Genomic DNA, 14558 nt, shown 5'->3' with positions numbered 1-14558 from the left:
CGGCAAAAGGTTAACGTTCCCGGGGCAATCGCGGGAACTTTTCGTGAGCCGTCAGCGTGGCTGACGCTATTCCATTTCCTGCTGGATCACGCGTCCGAGCGCGAACAGGCGTTGGTCGATCGAGGTCGGAACCTCGCAGACGAAGCGCACCACCTTGTGGCGGTCCTCGAAAATGCGGGTCTTCCAGATCAGCTCGTTGCTGAGCGCCTCGACCTTGGCCTCGTCGCGTGGTGTCGCTCCTTGCAGGGCCTGGAGCGCCAGCGTCTCGTCGCGGATCTTGTCGGCGGCGTCGCGCTGCTTGCGGTTGACGCGCTCGAGCCCGATCATGACCTGGGCGCGCTGGGCGTTGAGGGTCTCGAACAGCCCGGCGAACAGGAGCTTTGCATTCGCCGTCTTGTCGCTGGCCGAGCCGGCCAGAAACTCCTTCACCGACTTCTCGGCTTCGTCGAGCGGCGTCTTGCGCGCCGCCAATTTCGAGACCAGCGCGCTGACCTTGCCGTCGTCCTTCCACTTGGTGTCGGCGTCGCCGAGCGCAGGGCCGGCCCAGACGGCGGCAAGCGAGATCTCCGGGACTTTTGCCTGCGTGCACGGCCAGTCCGGATAGCGCGGATCGGCCGCGCGCGCGGCCGTGCCCGCAACAGCGAGCGCCAGAACAGCCGTCGCCAGAATCCGAACCGTCATCCTTCGCCTCCTGCGGGCCCCCGCCGTGCCAGCCCGCGCGAGGGATCATAGGCCCAAATCGCGCCGATCATGAAGACGATTGTGCAGGCTGCGACCACCGCCAGCGAGATCCAGTTGATTTGCCCGTAGAGTGCAAAACGTATCAGCTCGACCGCGTGGGTGAACGGATTGGCTTGGCACAGATAATAGAGATAGGGGCTGCCCTCCTGCACCCGCCAGAGCGGGTAGAGCGCGGAGGAGGCGAAGAACATCGGGAAGATCACGAAGTTCATGACGCCGGCAAAGTTCTCGAGCTGCTTGATGCCGGACGAGATCAGCATGCCGAGCGAGCCCAGCATCAATCCGGACAGGATCAGCGCCGGCAGCACCGTGAGATAGCCCGACGGCGGCGGGGTGATGTCCCAGAACCAGGCGATCAAAAGGAACGCATAGACCTGGAGCAGCGATACGGCCGTGCCCGCGAGCAGCTTGCAGAAGAGGAGGAAGCCGCGCGGCAGCGGGCTCACCAGTAGCGTCCGCATATTGCCCATCTCGCGGTCATAGACCATCGACAGCGAGGACTGCATGCCGTTGAAGAGCTGGATCATCGCCATCAGCCCGGGCGCGATATAGACCTCGTAGAGAATGTAGGTCTCGTAGGGCGGGATGATGGAGATGCCGAGCACCTGGCGGAAGCCGGCGGCGAAGATGAACAGCCACACCAGGGGACGCACCAGCGCCGAGACGAAGCGCTCGCGCTGATGCAGGAAGCGTAGCCCCTCGCGCCAGACGATGCCGGTGAGGCAGGTCATGTACTCCGCGGCCGAGAAGCCGCGCGGCGCCTCGCGCGTGGTGATGCTGCTCATGCGCCGCCTCCCGGCATGGTTTGTGCGCCGGTCAGGCGCATGAAGGCGGTGTTGACGTCCTGCGCGCCGGCTTCCGCGACGACGCGGCTCATCGGTCCCTGCGCCAGAACCTTGCCCTGGTGCAGCACCACGAGATCGTCGCCGGGCATGATCTCGTCGAACAGGTGCGTGGCCCATAGCACGCCGATGCCTTGCTCGGTCACGAGCTGGCGGACATGGCTGATGATGTCGGCGCGCGCCTTGACGTCGAGGCCGACGGTCGGCTCGTCGAGCAGGAGGAGGCGCGGCCGGTGCAGCAACGCGCGGGCGATCTCGAGGCGCCGCATCTGTCCGCCCGAGAGATCGCGGACCTTGCTCCCGGCACGATCGGAAAGGCCGATGCGCCCGAGGAGCTCAACGCTGCGCGCGCTGGCCTCGCGGCGACCGATGCCGTGCAGGGCGGCGTGATAGAGCAGGTTCTGCGTCAGCGACAGATCGAGATCGACCGTACGCGGCTGGAACACGACGCCGAGCAGCCGCAGCGCCTCGCCGGAGCTTTTGCCGATGTCATGGCCGAAGATGGAGACGCGGCCCGACTGGATGCCGAACAGGCGCGTGATCAGCGAGAACAGCGTGCTCTTGCCGGCGCCGTTGAGCCCCAGCAGCGCGGTGAAGCTCGCAGGCTGCACCTTGAACGACACGTCCATCAACGCGCGGCGCGGCCCATAGGCATGGCTGACGCCGTCGATCGACAGCGCCGGCACCGCGGCTGGATCGGGCCTTGGCGTCTGCAATGCTTCGTTGACGGGGGCCGGGCTGGTCATGGCGCGATCGTGATGCCCCAGGGCAGCTCGCCCACCTGAATGGTCTTGATCACCTTCTGCGCGGCGACGTCGATGACGGACACGTCGTTCGACACGCCATTGGTGGTGAGCAGGTATTTTTCATCCGGCGTGAACGCCATGTGCCAGACCCGCTGCCCCACCAGCAGGTATTTCGTGACCTTGCGCGTGGCGACGTCGACCACGGCGATACGGTTGGCGGGGCCGAGCGCGACGAAGGCGGTCTTGTCGTCCTTTGTCATGCCGATGCCGACCGGCTGGATCGCCTCCTTGCGCAAGCCCGGAATGTCGAAGGTGACCTTGCCGATCACCTCATGCTTCGCGGGATCGATTACCGACACCGTGCCGCCGATCTCGGAGGACACCCAGAGCTCCGAGCTGTCATGCTTGAACTCGGCAAAGCGCGGCCGCGCATCGACCAGCACGTTGGCGACGATCTGGCGCGACGAGGTGTCGATGAAATGCGCCATGTTGGTGGTTTCGGACGTGTTGATCAGCGTCTTGCCGTCCGGGCTGATGGTCATGCCCTCGGGCTCGACGCCGACCTGGATGTCGCCGAGCCGGGTGCGCTTTTCGAGGTCGATCACGGTGACCGTATTGTCGTTCTCGTTTGCGACATAGAGAATTTTTCCCGCCGCATCCTGCGCGAACAATTCGGGGTCGGGACCGGAGGGCAGGCTGTCCACCACGGCCTGGGTCTTGGCATCGATCACCTGGATGGTGTCGTCGTCGCCGACCGCGACCATCACGAACTTGCCGTCGCGCGTGAAATCGATGCCGCGCGGGCGCTGGCCGACCTTGATGGTCTTGGTCACGGTCCAGCTGTCGGTATCGATCACAGAGACCGTGTTGCTCTTCTCGTTCGAGACATAGGCGATGAACGCATGCGCGGGCGCCACCGCCAGCGCCAGTCCGGAGAGAAGCCCCACACGCCACATGCGCAACATCTGCGTCCTCATTTCAACTTGCATTTGCTCTCCGGACGGTCGTAGCCGAGCGTGTCGAGCTCGGAGACCTGGTGCAGGAACCCTTCCTGCGGTGACACCGACACCACCATGCGGCCGTCCACCAGCAGGATCGGCTGGCGGAGCTGCAGATTCCAGTCGCGCAGGGTCAACCGCGTGCCCTTGAAGGCGGCAACGGAGAAATCCGGGCCCTTGATGAAATCGGTGACCTTGCCGACGTCGCCTGATTTGGTGCGCGAGGTGGCCTCGCCGATCATGCGCACCGCGGTCCAGGCCTGCATGTCGAGCGGGGTCATCCGCCGCGAATTCAGCTTGATGAAGCGGTTCTGCATCTGGATCGCGCCCCACTGGTCCTGCGATGCGTCCCAGCTGCGCGGCACGAGGCCGGCCGAGCCCGCGACGGGCCGCGGATCCCAGGTGCGATAGGGCAGATAGGCGCCGAACACTTCGCTCTCGTCGGCGGCGACCAGCACGTCGTAGGCGGGCGCCTGCTGCGTGAACACCGGCATCTGCCGCTGGATCTGGGTGACGCCGGAGTCGGTGCGGCGCGCGCCGCCCTTGTCCTCGAAGGTGCGCTCCTGCACGATCTTGGCGCCGAACCGCGTCGCGGTGCGCCTTAGCGCATCGGCGAACAGCTTGTCCTCGTCGTGCGAGCCGACCACGAGCAGCCAGCGCGACCATTTCTTCCACACCAGATACTGGCCGAGCGCATCGGCCAGCATCGCCCGCGTCGGCGCGGTGTGGATGACGTTGGCGCGGCAATCGGCCTCGCGCAGCCGCTCGTCGATCGCGCCGGCGTTGAACAGCAGCGTGCCGCGATCGCGCAGGGCATCGGCAACTTTCAGCAGCGCATCGGCCGGCAGGTCGGCGATGATGAAGCCGTTGCGAGCCGCAAGATCGGTCGCGGCCTGGACCGCGTCCTCGCCTTCCTTGATGCGGCGTTCCTCCAGCGTGAAACGCTGGCCGGTGAATTTTCCGGTGGTGTTGTTGTCCTCGATGGCGAGGCGCGCGCCGGCGACGCCGTCATTCTCGGCGGGCTGCTCGACCAGCGATAGCGTCGATCTGGTGCCGGCGACACCGAGATAGCCGACGCCGATCGTGACAGGGTCGGCCGCGAGCGCGCTCGTCGCGGCGAGACTCCAGCCGATCAGGCCGACCAACCATCGGATCATGTTTCCTCCTGGACGATCTCCCCGGCTTGACCGCCGGTGGAGAATTGTCTCTGCTAAAGCATGACCGATTTGTCAGGGCATGCAACCCCGCATTTCGTCCCTGCAAGCGAGGAGGCGGAATCACGATCATGCGAGCACTGCTATGTTTCGCAGCATTGCTGTTGACCGGCTCTGTCGCGTTCGCCGATCCGCCGAAGCTCGCGGTGTTCGATTTCGAGCTGATCGACACCAGCCTGCCCGGCGAGTTCTACGGCTCCAAGCCGGAGGAGGCGCGGCTGCTGCGCATCAGCGAACAGCTGCGCAAGGAGCTGACTGACTCGGGCCGGTTCCAGGTGCTCGACATCGCGCCGGTCAGGGACGCCGCCCGTCACGCGAACCTGCAGGCCTGCGGCGGCTGCGACCTCAAGTTGGCCGGACAGCTCGGTGCCGAGCTCGAGATCACCGGCATGGTGCAGAAGGTCTCGAACCTGATCATCAACCTCAATATCTATCTGCGCGACGTGAAGACCGGCAACATGATCGCCGCCGCCAGCGCCGACATGCGCGGCAACACGGATGAATCCTGGTCGCGCACGATGAGCTATCTCATCCGCAACCGCCTGCTGGCGCCGAATTACGGGAAGCCGGAGTAGGGGCTCTCTTCCCGCGCGCTGCTGCACCCTCTCCCCTTGCGGGAGAGGGTGGCTCGCCGCAGGCGAGACGGGTGAGGGGTCTCTATCCCCACGAGCAGTCGAGCGAGCGGAGAAATACCCCTCATCCGGCGCTTCGCGCCACCTTCTCCCGCAAGGGGAGAAGGAAGAAGGCCGCGCGCTCGCCTAGGCCTTCAATCTTTCCGCATGCCAATGCAGATGATCGCTCATGAAGGTCGAGATGAAATAATAGCTGTGGTCGTAGCCGGGCTGCCGCCGCAGCGTCAGCGGGATGCTCGCCTTGGTGCAGGCGGCTTCCAGAAGCTCGGGCTTGAGCTGCTCCTTCAGGAAGTTGTCGGCCTCGCCGACATCGACCAGGAAGCCCGAGAACTTGGCGCCGTCCTCGATCAGCGCCACGGTGTCGTGGTTGCGCCAGGCATCCTTGTTCGGTCCGAGATAGCCGGTCAGGGCCTTGATGCCCCAGGGTACCTGCGAGGGCGCCACGATCGGCGCGAAGGCGCTGGCGGCGCGATAGCGATGCGGGTTGCGCAGTGCGACCGTCAGCGCACCGTGGCCACCCATCGAATGGCCCATCACCGATTGCCGCTTGGCATCGACGGGAAAATTTCCCGCCACGAGATTGGGCAGCTCGTCGGTAACGTAGCTCCACATGCGATAGTTGCGGGCGAAAGGATCTTGCGTGGCATCGACATAGAAGCCGGCGCCCAGGCCGAAATCATAGGCGTTGTTGGCGTCGCCGGGCACGTCCGGCCCGCGCGGCGAGGTGTCGGGCGCAACGAAGATCAGGCCGAGCTCGGCGCAGGCTTTGCGGAATTCGCCCTTCTCGGTGACGTTGGCATGCGTGCAGGTGAGGCCGGAGAGGTACCAGACCACGGGCAGCTTGGCGCCGTCGGCGTGCGGCGGAACGTAGACCGAGAACACCATGTCGGTTCCGGTCGCCTGGCTGGCATGGCGATACACGCCCTGCACGCCGCCATAGGATTTATTGGTCGAGACAGTCTGGATCGTCATGCCGTTTTGCTCCGTGGCATCTCACCACATCAAGAATGCAACGCTTGTGTGACCGAATTTGTGGCGGACGTCTACGCGTCAGGCAACGCCGCTGTCGATCGCCAGCCGTACCAGCTCGACCGAGGTCTTCACGCCGAGCTTCTGGCGCATGATCGAGGAGGTGTTGGCCACCGTCTTGTAGGACGATTGCACCAGCCAGGCGATCTCGGACAGGCTCTTGCCGGCGCTGAGCAGCCGCAGGATCTCCATCTCGCGCGCGTTCAGCTTCGACAGCGGGCTTTGCGCCAGCGCAGGCCCGGCGAATGCGATGCTGCGCGCGATCGCGGTCGGAAGATAGGTGCCGCCGCCGCCGACGGCGCGGATCGCCTCGACGAGGTCGTCCGGATCGCCGGTCTTGGACACATAGCCCTTGGCGCCGCATTCGATCGCGCGCGCGGCGAAGGCCGGGTCGTCATTCATGCTGAACATGATGATGCGGGCCTCCGGCGCGCGCTCGAGGATGCGGCGCGCGAGCTCGAAGCCGGAGACGGTCGGCAGGTTGATGTCGATGATGCAGAGGTCGGGGCGCTCGACGATGAAGACGCACTCGCCGTCCTCGGCGTCGGCAGCCTCCAGAATCTCGATCTCGCCCTCGTCGGCCAGCACGGCACGGCAGCCGGAGGCGACAATGGGATGATCGTCGACGATCAGAATGCGCATAGACGTTTCCTGCGACAGTGCCGGCCTGTTCTGCGCCGCATGATGTCGACCAGGCAAGACGCGTGCGTCTCATGTCGCCTCATGCAACCCGGCCGGGATTGCTGTACGCTTTCGATTAGATATCGGGCGCTTCGCCCCTGTCAACGTCATCGGACAGGCGCGGGCCAACCTTCGCGAGGCACGGGCGGCATCAATGTGGCAGAATCTTTCCCTGCGCGGGCGCATCAACCTCCTGCTGGCGCTGCTGCTGGCGCTGGGCCTCGCCGTCAATATCGGCCGCCAGGTCGCGGAGGCGGGGCCGCGCGTGCAGGCCGAGGACCAGAGCGTGATCCGCCTCGCGCGCGAATTCATCGAGATGATCGTTGCCGATCTCAACGAGGCGCCCGATCCGGATGCACGGCTGAACCAGATCGCCCGCGATCTCAGCCGGCTGCGCCATGTCAGCATCGCGCTTTACGATGCCGGCGGGAACCCGCTGACGCCGCCCCGGCCGGATGCAGACGACGACACGCGCGCCCCGCCGGCCTGGTTCGTCAGCCTGGTTCATCCCGAGCAGACCGCGGTCAGCGTGCCCGTCTCGATCCATGGCAGGCCGGGCTCGCTCCGGATCACCGCGCATCCCGACGACGAGATCGCGGAGATCTGGGACGGCATCGTGACCCAGCTCGAAGTGGGCTCGGTGATCGCGTTAGCACTGTTTTTCCTGATGATGAACGTGGTCGGCCGGGCGCTGGCGCCGCTGCAGTCGCTGGCGGAGGTGATGGGGAAGCTCGAAGGCGGGCAGTACGAGGCGCGCGTCGCGCCGGGCGGCGCGCCGGAGCTCGCCGCGATCTGCACCCGGCTCAATCATCTTGCCGCAACCCTCGGCGAGGCGGTCGAGGACAAGCGGCGGCTGGCCGAGCGCGCGGTGTCGCTGCAGGACGTCGAGCGCAAGGAGATTGCGCGCGAACTGCACGACGAATTCGGGCCGTATTTGTTCTCGCTGCGCGCGCATGCCAGCGCGCTGGCAAAGCTCGCGGACGGGAAGGCGCCGAGCGCGGAGGCGGTGCGCAAGCACGGCGGCGCCCTTTTGGAGCAGATCAACGCGCTCCAGCAATTCACGCGCCGCGTGCTGGAACGCCTGCGGCCGGTCGGCCTCGCCGAGCTCGGGCTCGGCCAGGCGCTGGAATCGCTGTCGCGGCTGTGGCGGGAAGCGCATCCCGAGGTCGCCATCGAAACCACGATCTCGCCGCGGCTGGGGACGGCCGGCGAGACCGCCGACCTCACCATCTACCGTGTGGTGCAGGAGGCACTGACCAACGTGTTCCGCCATGCCGGCGCGACCGCCGTCAATGTCGTGATCGAGCCCGCCGAGCAGCTCACGCGTGACGGCCGGCTCTGCGCCCGCGTGCGCGTCAGTGACAATGGCCGCGGCATGGAGCCCGGCCAGAAGCTCGGCTTCGGCCTCGTCGGCATGCGCGAGCGGATCCTGGCGCTCGGCGGCACGCTCAACGTCGTGTCCGGCGACGGCGGCGTCACCGTCGAGGCGCTGGTGCCGACGGCGGCGGCCTGACCGTTCCCAATATCATCGGGAATAATTCCCGATTTAGTCGGGAAAGCGGGAGCGGATCGTGCCCGACCTTTTGTGGCTGGCGCGCGAGCGGCCGCCGATTACACTCGTCTGCACCAACCGGCGAACATCAAAACAGCCGGCGGTCACGGGTGGGAAGGCTGGGATGGGCAATCGTCTTCGGGTCAAGCGTCTTTGGGTCAAGCGTCGTCTGCTGATGGCTTCGGTATCGACGGGGCTGTTGTCGGGGCTGGTCGTCGCGAGCCCTGCCGGGGCCGCGCAGGACGAGGAGACCAACGTCCAGAACCTGCCGCCGGTCGAGGTGAGCGCGCCATCGCCTTCGGCGACAAGACGCACGACGCCGACCCGGCCGGTCGCGCGCGCGGGAGCCTCGACGTCGAACCGCCCCAAGCCGCGCATCTACGTCTACCCGACCTCGCCGGGCACCGGCAGGGGCCTCGACGTCGACAAGGTCGCCTCGTCGATCAACGCGGTCGATGCGAGCCAGATCAGGCGCACCGGCTCGCTCAACATCACCGATGCGCTGCGCGACAACATCGCCGGCGTCAACATCAGCGAGGTCACCGGCAATCCGTTTCAGCCCGATGTCGAATTCCGCGGTTTCGTCGCTTCGCCGGTGACGGGCACGCCGCAGGGGCTTGCGGTGTACCAGAACGGCGTCCGCATCAACGAAGCCTTTTCGGACGCCGTGAACTGGGACCTGATCCCCACCGCCGCGATCAGGTCGGTGACGCTCGTCACCAACAATCCCGCCTTCGGCCTCAATGCGCTCGGCGGCGCGCTCAATCTGCAGATGAAGGACGGCTTCACCTATCAGGGCGCCGAGCTCGATGTGATGGGCGGCTCGTTCGGCCGCATCCAGGGCTCGGCGCAATGGGGCAAGCAGGTCGACAAGAATTACGGCGTCTATGCCGCGCTCGAAGGCCTGCGCGACAACGGTTTCCGCAATTTCTCGCAATCGACCGTGCGGCGCTTCTACAGCGATGTCGGCTACAAGCAAGGCGACAGCGAATTCCACGCCAACATGGGCGTCGCCAAAAACGATTTCGGCGCCAGCGCCACCGTGCCGGCCGAGCTGCTCGACAAATATTGGGGCGCGACCTACACGACGCCGCAGACCACGAGCAACCGTGTCGGTTATCTCAATCTCACCGGCAAGGTCGATGCGACACCGACCTGGACGCTGGAAGGCACCGCGCATATTCGCCGGTACGAGCAGAAGCTCGTCGACGGCAATCCGACCGACGTGCAGGAATGCGCCATTGCCGGGCTGTTGTGCTTCGGCGACGACACGACGCCGGCCAACGGCACAAACGGCGTGCAGCTCGCCAATCCGTTCCCGACGGGGGCCATCCTCGGCGAAATCGATCGCAGCTCGATACGCTCGACCACCTTCGGCGTATCGGGGCAGGCCACCAACACCGATCAGCTGTTCGGGCACGACAACCGCTTCGTGATGGGCACGAGCTATGATGCCAGTGTCACGCGCTACAACGCGACCGCCGAGATCGGCACGATCGGAGAAAACTACGTCGTCAGCGGCAGCGGCCTCTTCCTGGGGCCGACCGGCGTGCCCGACACCGTCGCCGGTCCGGTCTCGCTGCGGACCGTCAATCAATATAACGGCCTCTATGCGATGGACACGTTCAACGTCACGGACGCCTTCGCCATCACCGGCGGTGGCCGCTTCAACGTGGCGCGCATCACGCTGGAGGATCAGCTCGGCACCAGTCTCAATGGCGATCACACCTTCACGCGATTCAACCCGGTGATCGGCGGCACCTACAAGATCACGCCGGAGCTGACCGCCTATGCCGGCTATTCCGAGGCCAACCGCGTGCCGACGCCGCTCGAGCTCGGCTGCGCCGACCCCGTCAGGCCGTGCCTGCTCGCGGCATTTCTGGTTTCGGACCCGCCGCTGAAGCAGGTGGTGTCCAAGACCGTCGAGGCCGGCTTCCGCGGCAGCAAGGAGCTGAACATCGGCTCGCTCGGATGGAAGGTCGGCGCGTTCCGCGCCACCAACTATGACGACATCGTCGCGGTGCCTGCGGTGGGCCGCACCGGCTTCGGCTATTTCAGCAATGTCGGCAGAACGCGGCGTCAGGGGCTCGAGGCCGAGGTCAACATCAAGTCTCCGACGCTGCAGTTCCAGGCCAGCTATTCGTTCGTCGACGCACGCTATCTCGATGCGTTCGAGCTCGGCTCCGAAAGCCCGTTCAGGGATCCCGTGACCGAGACCATCCAGGTCCTGCCCGGCAACCAGCTTCCCGCGATCCCGCGCCACCGGGTCAAGGTCGGCGTCGACTACAACGTCACCGACGTCTGGAAGGTCGGCGGCAACGCGCTGTTCGTCTCCAGCCAGTATTTCGTCGGCGACGAGTCGAATCAATATTCGAAGCTGCCGTCCTACACCGTGTTCAACCTCCACACCTCCTACCAGGTGACCAAGAACTTCCAGCTTTACGGCCGCGTCGACAACGTTTTCGACAGGCGTTACGCCACCTACGGCCAATTCTTCGACCGCGAAGCCTTGCCCAACTTCACCAATGGCGGCGCCGATTTCACCGACCCGCGCTCGCTGAGCCCGGCGCGGCCGCGCGCGTTCTATGCGGGGATGCGGGTGACGTTCTAGGCGCGTCCGCCCGGCGGTGAGCAGCCGCTCGCTTTCTTGCACGCTGGTTCGATTGCATATTTTTCCCGGAATGGAACGAGGAGGGGTTTGGCCGGTTAGCTGTGCCTGCACACAAGGAGGACAACGCAATGAAGTTTGCAGTCATGTTGCTGTCGGCGGGCGCGCTCGCGGCGACGCTTTTTGCCGGCCCGGCTTCGGCACGGATCGGGCTCGCGCCTGCGGCGACAGCAACTGATGATGCCGTGATCCAGGTCCGCGGCGGGCACGGCCACGGACACGGGCATGGCTGGCACGGCAACCGCGGTCACCATTACGGCTGGTATCGCGGCCGCGGCAACTGGAAGCACCGGCACTGACCAAGGCGGCCGGCGGAATTCCATGCTCCGCACCGCCTGCGCAGACAGCTTGCGTAGAATATCCTGCCTCCGGCATCATGCTGCCGGAGGCTTTGTCTTGTCGTGTCGTTGAAAAATCCGGATGCCGTCGCCGCCATCGTTACGGCGCTCCGACACGTTTATGGTGACGAGGTTGCGCGCCTCATGCTCGTCGAGGGCATGAGCCTCGCCGACCTGATCGATGCGATGTTTTCCGCGCCCTTGCCGCACCGCGAGGCGATCAGGGCCATCACCGACGGACTGGACGACTTTACCATTTCGCCGGACCTCGGCCGCATGTGGCACCTCCGATACATCTATGACGACCAGCCCGGTTCGCTGCACGTCGTGGACCTGGAGATCGCCACGCCGAGCGGTACGCTGGTGAGCAAGGACATCTGGCTTCGCCTGGCCACTTGAACGGGAGGCAAGTGCCTTCCCGCAATGGGCGGTGAACCGGGACGAGTTCTACCTCGGGCCGATTGACTCAGTGTTCATGATTTGTTCTTATGCTCCTCGTCCACCAAGGAGCGAGCCATGGACAACCGCATCAACGAAATCCGCAAGATCATCAGAGCGTTACGTGTCAGCATGCGTGAGGCCGAGGCCATCATGCATGAGCAAATCAACCGGGACGAAGACTGCACCTTCGTGGCCGAAGAAGTCATGAAGATGCGGGCCGTGATGAGCGGGCTCGCGCAGGAGCGGGCGGCGCTCGGCGACACCGACCCGATCGTCGTTGCCAGCCTCTTCGTCCCCCGCCGGCGCCCGGCGCCTCCGCGCATCGGTGTCGAGAAGCGCCGCCTTGTTCCACCAAGAGAGGTCGCGCGGGCATGAAGGGCGAGAGGCCGACCTACTTCTCCGACATGCGCGAGCCGCCGGAGTTCCTGAAAGCGCTCGAGCACGCGCGGCGCCTGTCCTGCCTTGAAGGCTGGTGCCGCATGCACATCGAGGCCATCCAGGTCGCGATCGATCAATACGCGGAAGCAGCTCTCGGCAATCGGGAGTTCTTCCTCAACAAGCCGCACAGCATCGGCGACAATCGCAGGAGCGCCGACGTGCCGTGAAGCCGGCGGGGACGTCACCCGGCTCCCCCGCTCGGCAAATTGCTGTCGGTGAATGGCCCTGACGTGGACGCTGTTCACCGTTGATCCATGTCAACGCCGCCAGCTGATCGATGCTGGCCTCATGTGCGGGCGTGCTCGAAGGTGGCGTCCGTCACTCATCGGTTCGCATGTACCATGAGGAGGACATCGTGCATCGCAGCAAGCGTCATTCGTTCAAGTCCGCGACAATCGCAGGCCTCGCCGCCAGCGCCCTGCTGGGTCTGGCGAGCCTTACGCTCAGCCCGACACCGGCTGAAGCGGTGGTCTATTGTCAGTACGTCGACTATCCGCCGAGCTGCGTCGCCAGGGCCGGTGTCGTGCTCCGGCCGCGTCCCGTGGCACGCGCGGCAGTGCGCGCCGGCACGGCGAGCGGGACCAATTGGAACGGCGGCGTCAATCGCGTCGGCGTGCGGCGGTAGAGAACCGCCCCGCGGCGCGCGCCGGCGTCCGCGGGGCGTTTTCTTTACCGATCGGAAACCATGGAAAATGATCCGAAAATTGTAACGAAACTGCGCGGCCCTCTGTGCGTCGATTCGCCGGAGGGCCCGTATGATGACAGAGTACCAGTTGCGACAGCGGGAATGTCAGATCGCGCGCTACAGGCAGTTGGAGCGGGAGGTGACCGATCCGCTTGCCGTATGCCTGCTTCACAGCATCATCGAGGAGCTTGAAGAGGAGCTGCGCAGGGACATTCCGGATTGTCACGGGCCGCGTGATTAACGCTTTCTTAGCGCCGATCATGCGGATTAGCCGTGGGGGACTATCAAGGGAGATTGCTCCCATGCTGAAGGACGGCACCTACGCGGCTTGGTACAAGACGCCGATCGATCAGGGCACCGGCATCGTCCATGTTGCAGACGGCCAGATCTGGGGCCGCGACAGCCTGATGACCTATCACGGCTCGTGTCAGGTCGACGGAGATCGCTTCACGGCAACCGTGTTGACGAGGCGTCATACCGATGGACGCGCGACGGTCTTCGGCGTGGAGGACGAGCTCACGCTCAATATCGAGGGGACGTGCCCCGGCAAGATCGCGACCTACACGGCGACGGCAGCGCAGGCACCGGGAATAGTCCTGCAGGGAACGCTGATCCTGACCGAGCAAGCGGCGGCACGCGAACCGGCCGGCGAGATCCCGGCGTTCAATCCCGACAAGCTTCCGAAGCTGCCGAAGCGCTCGCGCTGAGCGCGACGCGCTCCATGCCCCGAGACGAAGCTAGGCCAGCAATCCGTCCAGGTCGGAATAGATGACGTCGGCCGTGCGCCGGTAATGCTGCTGCAGCAGGTGCACGGCCTGCTCGCTGTCCCTGGCGAGAACCGCTTGAAGGATATCGCTGTGCTCGGCACCGACCTTGCGCGCCGGATAGGCCTTCGCGATCGACATCATGCGATATCGATAGAGCCGGTCGGCGAGTTGCTCGCAGAAGCCGAGCAGGGGACGTGAGCCGCAAAGTCCGATCAGCGTCGCATGGAAGGCGCGGTGCACCTTCTCCCAATCCGGATTGTCCTCGAACGTATCGGGCTTGAGCGAGCGCGGCGTACGATCGAGCCGGTGATGTGCAACGAGCAAGGCCTCTTCCCAGGCCTGGGTCGCATTCTGCATGGACTCGCTCAGCGCCAGACCCTCGACCCAGCACCTCGTCTTGGTCAGCTCCTGCAGCTCCTCCTTGCTGACCTCCTTCACATAGAAGCCGCGCTGCTCCATGCCGACGACGAACTCTTCGGTGGTCAGGCGGTTGAGGGCCTCGCGCAGCGGGGTCTGTCCGACATTGTACTGCTCCATCAGGAAGCGCGACTGCAGCTTGCGTCCGGGCTCGAGCCGCGTCGTCAGGATGTCGGCCTTGAGGCGTGCGTAGATCGTGGTCGCCAGCGTTGCCGGCTGGTCTACCTTCTGGCTCGGCAGCTCGGGGTTGATGTCAGGGCTCATGGGCATCCCATCGGAATCTCTCCGCCTGTGTACATTAGCAGACCTCAGGCCAATTATTTATAAATTTCTTCTTTACTGGAGTTTTTATACATATTACTGAAGCCG

At 65.1% G+C, this 14558-nt stretch carries 18 protein-coding genes; 10 read left to right on the top strand and 8 right to left on the bottom strand.

Annotation, left to right across the window (positions count from 1 at the left end; all coding sequences use genetic code 11):
• Positions 1–66: 66 nt before the first annotated feature.
• From JQ617_RS10840 to JQ617_RS10820, 5 genes are read right to left on the bottom strand one after another with little or no spacing between them, the layout of a single operon-like run.
• A complete protein-coding gene (locus JQ617_RS10840; protein WP_212026311.1) occupies positions 67–681 on the bottom strand; it encodes a hypothetical protein in 615 nt (204 codons plus the stop codon).
• The gene (locus JQ617_RS10835; protein WP_212026310.1) at positions 678–1526 is read right to left on the bottom strand and encodes a lanthanide ABC transporter permease protein PedC; all 849 of its coding nucleotides are present in this window, start codon (positions 1524–1526) and stop codon (positions 678–680) included. Before JQ617_RS10835 ends, JQ617_RS10840 begins: the two co-directional genes overlap by 4 nt.
• Entirely contained in the window at positions 1523–2329 is an 807-nt protein-coding gene (locus JQ617_RS10830; protein ID WP_212026309.1) for a lanthanide ABC transporter ATP-binding protein PedB/LutE, read from the bottom strand. Before JQ617_RS10830 ends, JQ617_RS10835 begins: the two co-directional genes overlap by 4 nt.
• Positions 2326–3294, bottom strand: coding sequence for a YVTN family beta-propeller repeat protein (locus JQ617_RS10825; RefSeq protein WP_212026308.1), 969 nt, complete (start codon positions 3292–3294; stop codon positions 2326–2328). The genes JQ617_RS10830 and JQ617_RS10825 overlap by 4 nt, the downstream gene beginning before the upstream one ends.
• An 8-nt stretch (positions 3295–3302) precedes the next feature.
• Positions 3303–4484 (bottom strand): lanthanide ABC transporter ABC transporter substrate-binding protein PedA1, encoded by a 1182-nt coding sequence (locus JQ617_RS10820; RefSeq protein ID WP_212026307.1) that lies wholly within the window; start codon positions 4482–4484, stop codon positions 3303–3305.
• Positions 4485–4612: 128 nt separating this feature from the next.
• Here JQ617_RS10820 and JQ617_RS10815 point away from each other — a divergent pair, with 128 nt between their 5' ends.
• Entirely contained in the window at positions 4613–5116 is a 504-nt protein-coding gene (locus JQ617_RS10815; RefSeq protein ID WP_212026306.1) for a DUF3280 domain-containing protein, read from the top strand.
• 183 nt (positions 5117–5299) lie between these two features.
• Here the strand turns inward: JQ617_RS10815 and fghA are convergent, their stop codons facing one another.
• On the bottom strand, positions 5300–6145 hold the full coding sequence (fghA, locus tag JQ617_RS10810) for an S-formylglutathione hydrolase (protein ID WP_212026305.1): 846 nt from the start codon (positions 6143–6145) through the stop codon (positions 5300–5302).
• Positions 6146–6223: 78 nt separating this feature from the next.
• On the bottom strand, positions 6224–6844 hold the full coding sequence (locus JQ617_RS10805; RefSeq protein ID WP_008562541.1) for a response regulator: 621 nt from the start codon (positions 6842–6844) through the stop codon (positions 6224–6226).
• A 193-nt stretch (positions 6845–7037) separates the two neighbouring features.
• Here JQ617_RS10805 and JQ617_RS10800 point away from each other — a divergent pair, with 193 nt between their 5' ends.
• The 9 genes from JQ617_RS10800 to JQ617_RS10760 all read left to right on the top strand — a co-directional run bounded on the left by JQ617_RS10800 (position 7038) and on the right by JQ617_RS10760 (position 13712).
• On the top strand, positions 7038–8396 hold the full coding sequence (locus JQ617_RS10800) for a histidine kinase (protein WP_212026304.1): 1359 nt from the start codon (positions 7038–7040) through the stop codon (positions 8394–8396).
• A 163-nt stretch (positions 8397–8559) separates the two neighbouring features.
• Positions 8560–11046 carry a TonB-dependent receptor gene (locus JQ617_RS10795; RefSeq protein ID WP_212026303.1) on the top strand — a complete coding sequence of 829 codons (2487 nt, stop codon included), beginning with the start codon at positions 8560–8562 and terminating at the stop codon, positions 11044–11046.
• Between the two features lie 128 nt (positions 11047–11174).
• Positions 11175–11402 (top strand): hypothetical protein, encoded by a 228-nt coding sequence (locus tag JQ617_RS10790; protein ID WP_212026302.1) that lies wholly within the window; start codon positions 11175–11177, stop codon positions 11400–11402.
• A gap of 102 nt (positions 11403–11504) precedes the next feature.
• The gene (locus JQ617_RS10785) at positions 11505–11840 is read left to right on the top strand and encodes a hypothetical protein (RefSeq protein WP_063688436.1); all 336 of its coding nucleotides are present in this window, start codon (positions 11505–11507) and stop codon (positions 11838–11840) included.
• Positions 11841–11957: 117 nt separating this feature from the next.
• On the top strand, positions 11958–12257 hold the full coding sequence (locus JQ617_RS10780; RefSeq protein ID WP_186467417.1) for a hypothetical protein: 300 nt from the start codon (positions 11958–11960) through the stop codon (positions 12255–12257).
• Positions 12254–12487: a hypothetical protein gene (locus JQ617_RS10775; RefSeq protein WP_186467416.1), complete on the top strand. Its 234-nt coding sequence runs from the start codon at positions 12254–12256 to the stop codon at positions 12485–12487. Before JQ617_RS10780 ends, JQ617_RS10775 begins: the two co-directional genes overlap by 4 nt.
• 188 nt (positions 12488–12675) lie before the next feature.
• Positions 12676–12945, top strand: a complete 270-nt coding sequence (locus tag JQ617_RS10770) for a hypothetical protein (protein ID WP_212026301.1) — start codon at positions 12676–12678, stop codon at positions 12943–12945.
• Between the two features lie 130 nt (positions 12946–13075).
• On the top strand, positions 13076–13246 hold the full coding sequence (locus JQ617_RS10765) for a hypothetical protein (protein WP_212026830.1): 171 nt from the start codon (positions 13076–13078) through the stop codon (positions 13244–13246).
• A 61-nt stretch (positions 13247–13307) separates the two neighbouring features.
• Positions 13308–13712: a hypothetical protein gene (locus tag JQ617_RS10760; RefSeq protein ID WP_063688428.1), complete on the top strand. Its 405-nt coding sequence runs from the start codon at positions 13308–13310 to the stop codon at positions 13710–13712.
• A 30-nt stretch (positions 13713–13742) separates the two neighbouring features.
• On the opposite strand, the gene JQ617_RS10755 is transcribed toward JQ617_RS10760, so the two are convergent.
• Entirely contained in the window at positions 13743–14453 is a 711-nt protein-coding gene (locus tag JQ617_RS10755; RefSeq protein WP_249156945.1) for a GntR family transcriptional regulator, read from the bottom strand.
• Between the last annotated feature and the right edge of the window lie 105 nt (positions 14454–14558).

It is taken from the genome of Bradyrhizobium sp. KB893862 SZCCT0404, assembly GCF_018130885.1.
GTDB lineage: Bacteria > Pseudomonadota > Alphaproteobacteria > Rhizobiales > Xanthobacteraceae > Bradyrhizobium > Bradyrhizobium stylosanthis.
This window is presented reverse-complemented; position numbering and strand designations above follow the sequence as displayed.

Bases quoted from the DNA above. Each gene is read 5' to 3' on its own strand.
- JQ617_RS10755 (WP_249156945.1), bottom strand. From the start codon at position 14,453: ATGAGCCCTGACATCAACCCCGAGCTGCCGAGCCAGAAGGTAGACCAG.
- JQ617_RS10815 (WP_212026306.1), top strand. From the start codon at position 4,613: ATGCGAGCACTGCTATGTTTCGCAGCATTGCTGTTGACCGGCTCTGTC.
- JQ617_RS10790 (WP_212026302.1), top strand. From the start codon at position 11,175: ATGAAGTTTGCAGTCATGTTGCTGTCGGCGGGCGCGCTCGCGGCGACG.
- JQ617_RS10840 (WP_212026311.1), bottom strand. From the start codon at position 681: ATGACGGTTCGGATTCTGGCGACGGCTGTTCTGGCGCTCGCTGTTGCG.
- JQ617_RS10820 (WP_212026307.1), bottom strand. From the start codon at position 4,484: ATGATCCGATGGTTGGTCGGCCTGATCGGCTGGAGTCTCGCCGCGACG.
- JQ617_RS10830 (WP_212026309.1), bottom strand. From the start codon at position 2,329: ATGACCAGCCCGGCCCCCGTCAACGAAGCATTGCAGACGCCAAGGCCC.
- fghA (WP_212026305.1), bottom strand. From the start codon at position 6,145: ATGACGATCCAGACTGTCTCGACCAATAAATCCTATGGCGGCGTGCAG.
- JQ617_RS10800 (WP_212026304.1), top strand. From the start codon at position 7,038: ATGTGGCAGAATCTTTCCCTGCGCGGGCGCATCAACCTCCTGCTGGCG.
- JQ617_RS10780 (WP_186467417.1), top strand. From the start codon at position 11,958: ATGGACAACCGCATCAACGAAATCCGCAAGATCATCAGAGCGTTACGT.
- JQ617_RS10825 (WP_212026308.1), bottom strand. From the start codon at position 3,294: ATGTTGCGCATGTGGCGTGTGGGGCTTCTCTCCGGACTGGCGCTGGCG.
- JQ617_RS10775 (WP_186467416.1), top strand. From the start codon at position 12,254: ATGAAGGGCGAGAGGCCGACCTACTTCTCCGACATGCGCGAGCCGCCG.
- JQ617_RS10795 (WP_212026303.1), top strand. From the start codon at position 8,560: ATGGGCAATCGTCTTCGGGTCAAGCGTCTTTGGGTCAAGCGTCGTCTG.
- JQ617_RS10765 (WP_212026830.1), top strand. From the start codon at position 13,076: ATGATGACAGAGTACCAGTTGCGACAGCGGGAATGTCAGATCGCGCGC.
- JQ617_RS10835 (WP_212026310.1), bottom strand. From the start codon at position 1,526: ATGAGCAGCATCACCACGCGCGAGGCGCCGCGCGGCTTCTCGGCCGCG.
- JQ617_RS10805 (WP_008562541.1), bottom strand. From the start codon at position 6,844: ATGCGCATTCTGATCGTCGACGATCATCCCATTGTCGCCTCCGGCTGC.
- JQ617_RS10760 (WP_063688428.1), top strand. From the start codon at position 13,308: ATGCTGAAGGACGGCACCTACGCGGCTTGGTACAAGACGCCGATCGAT.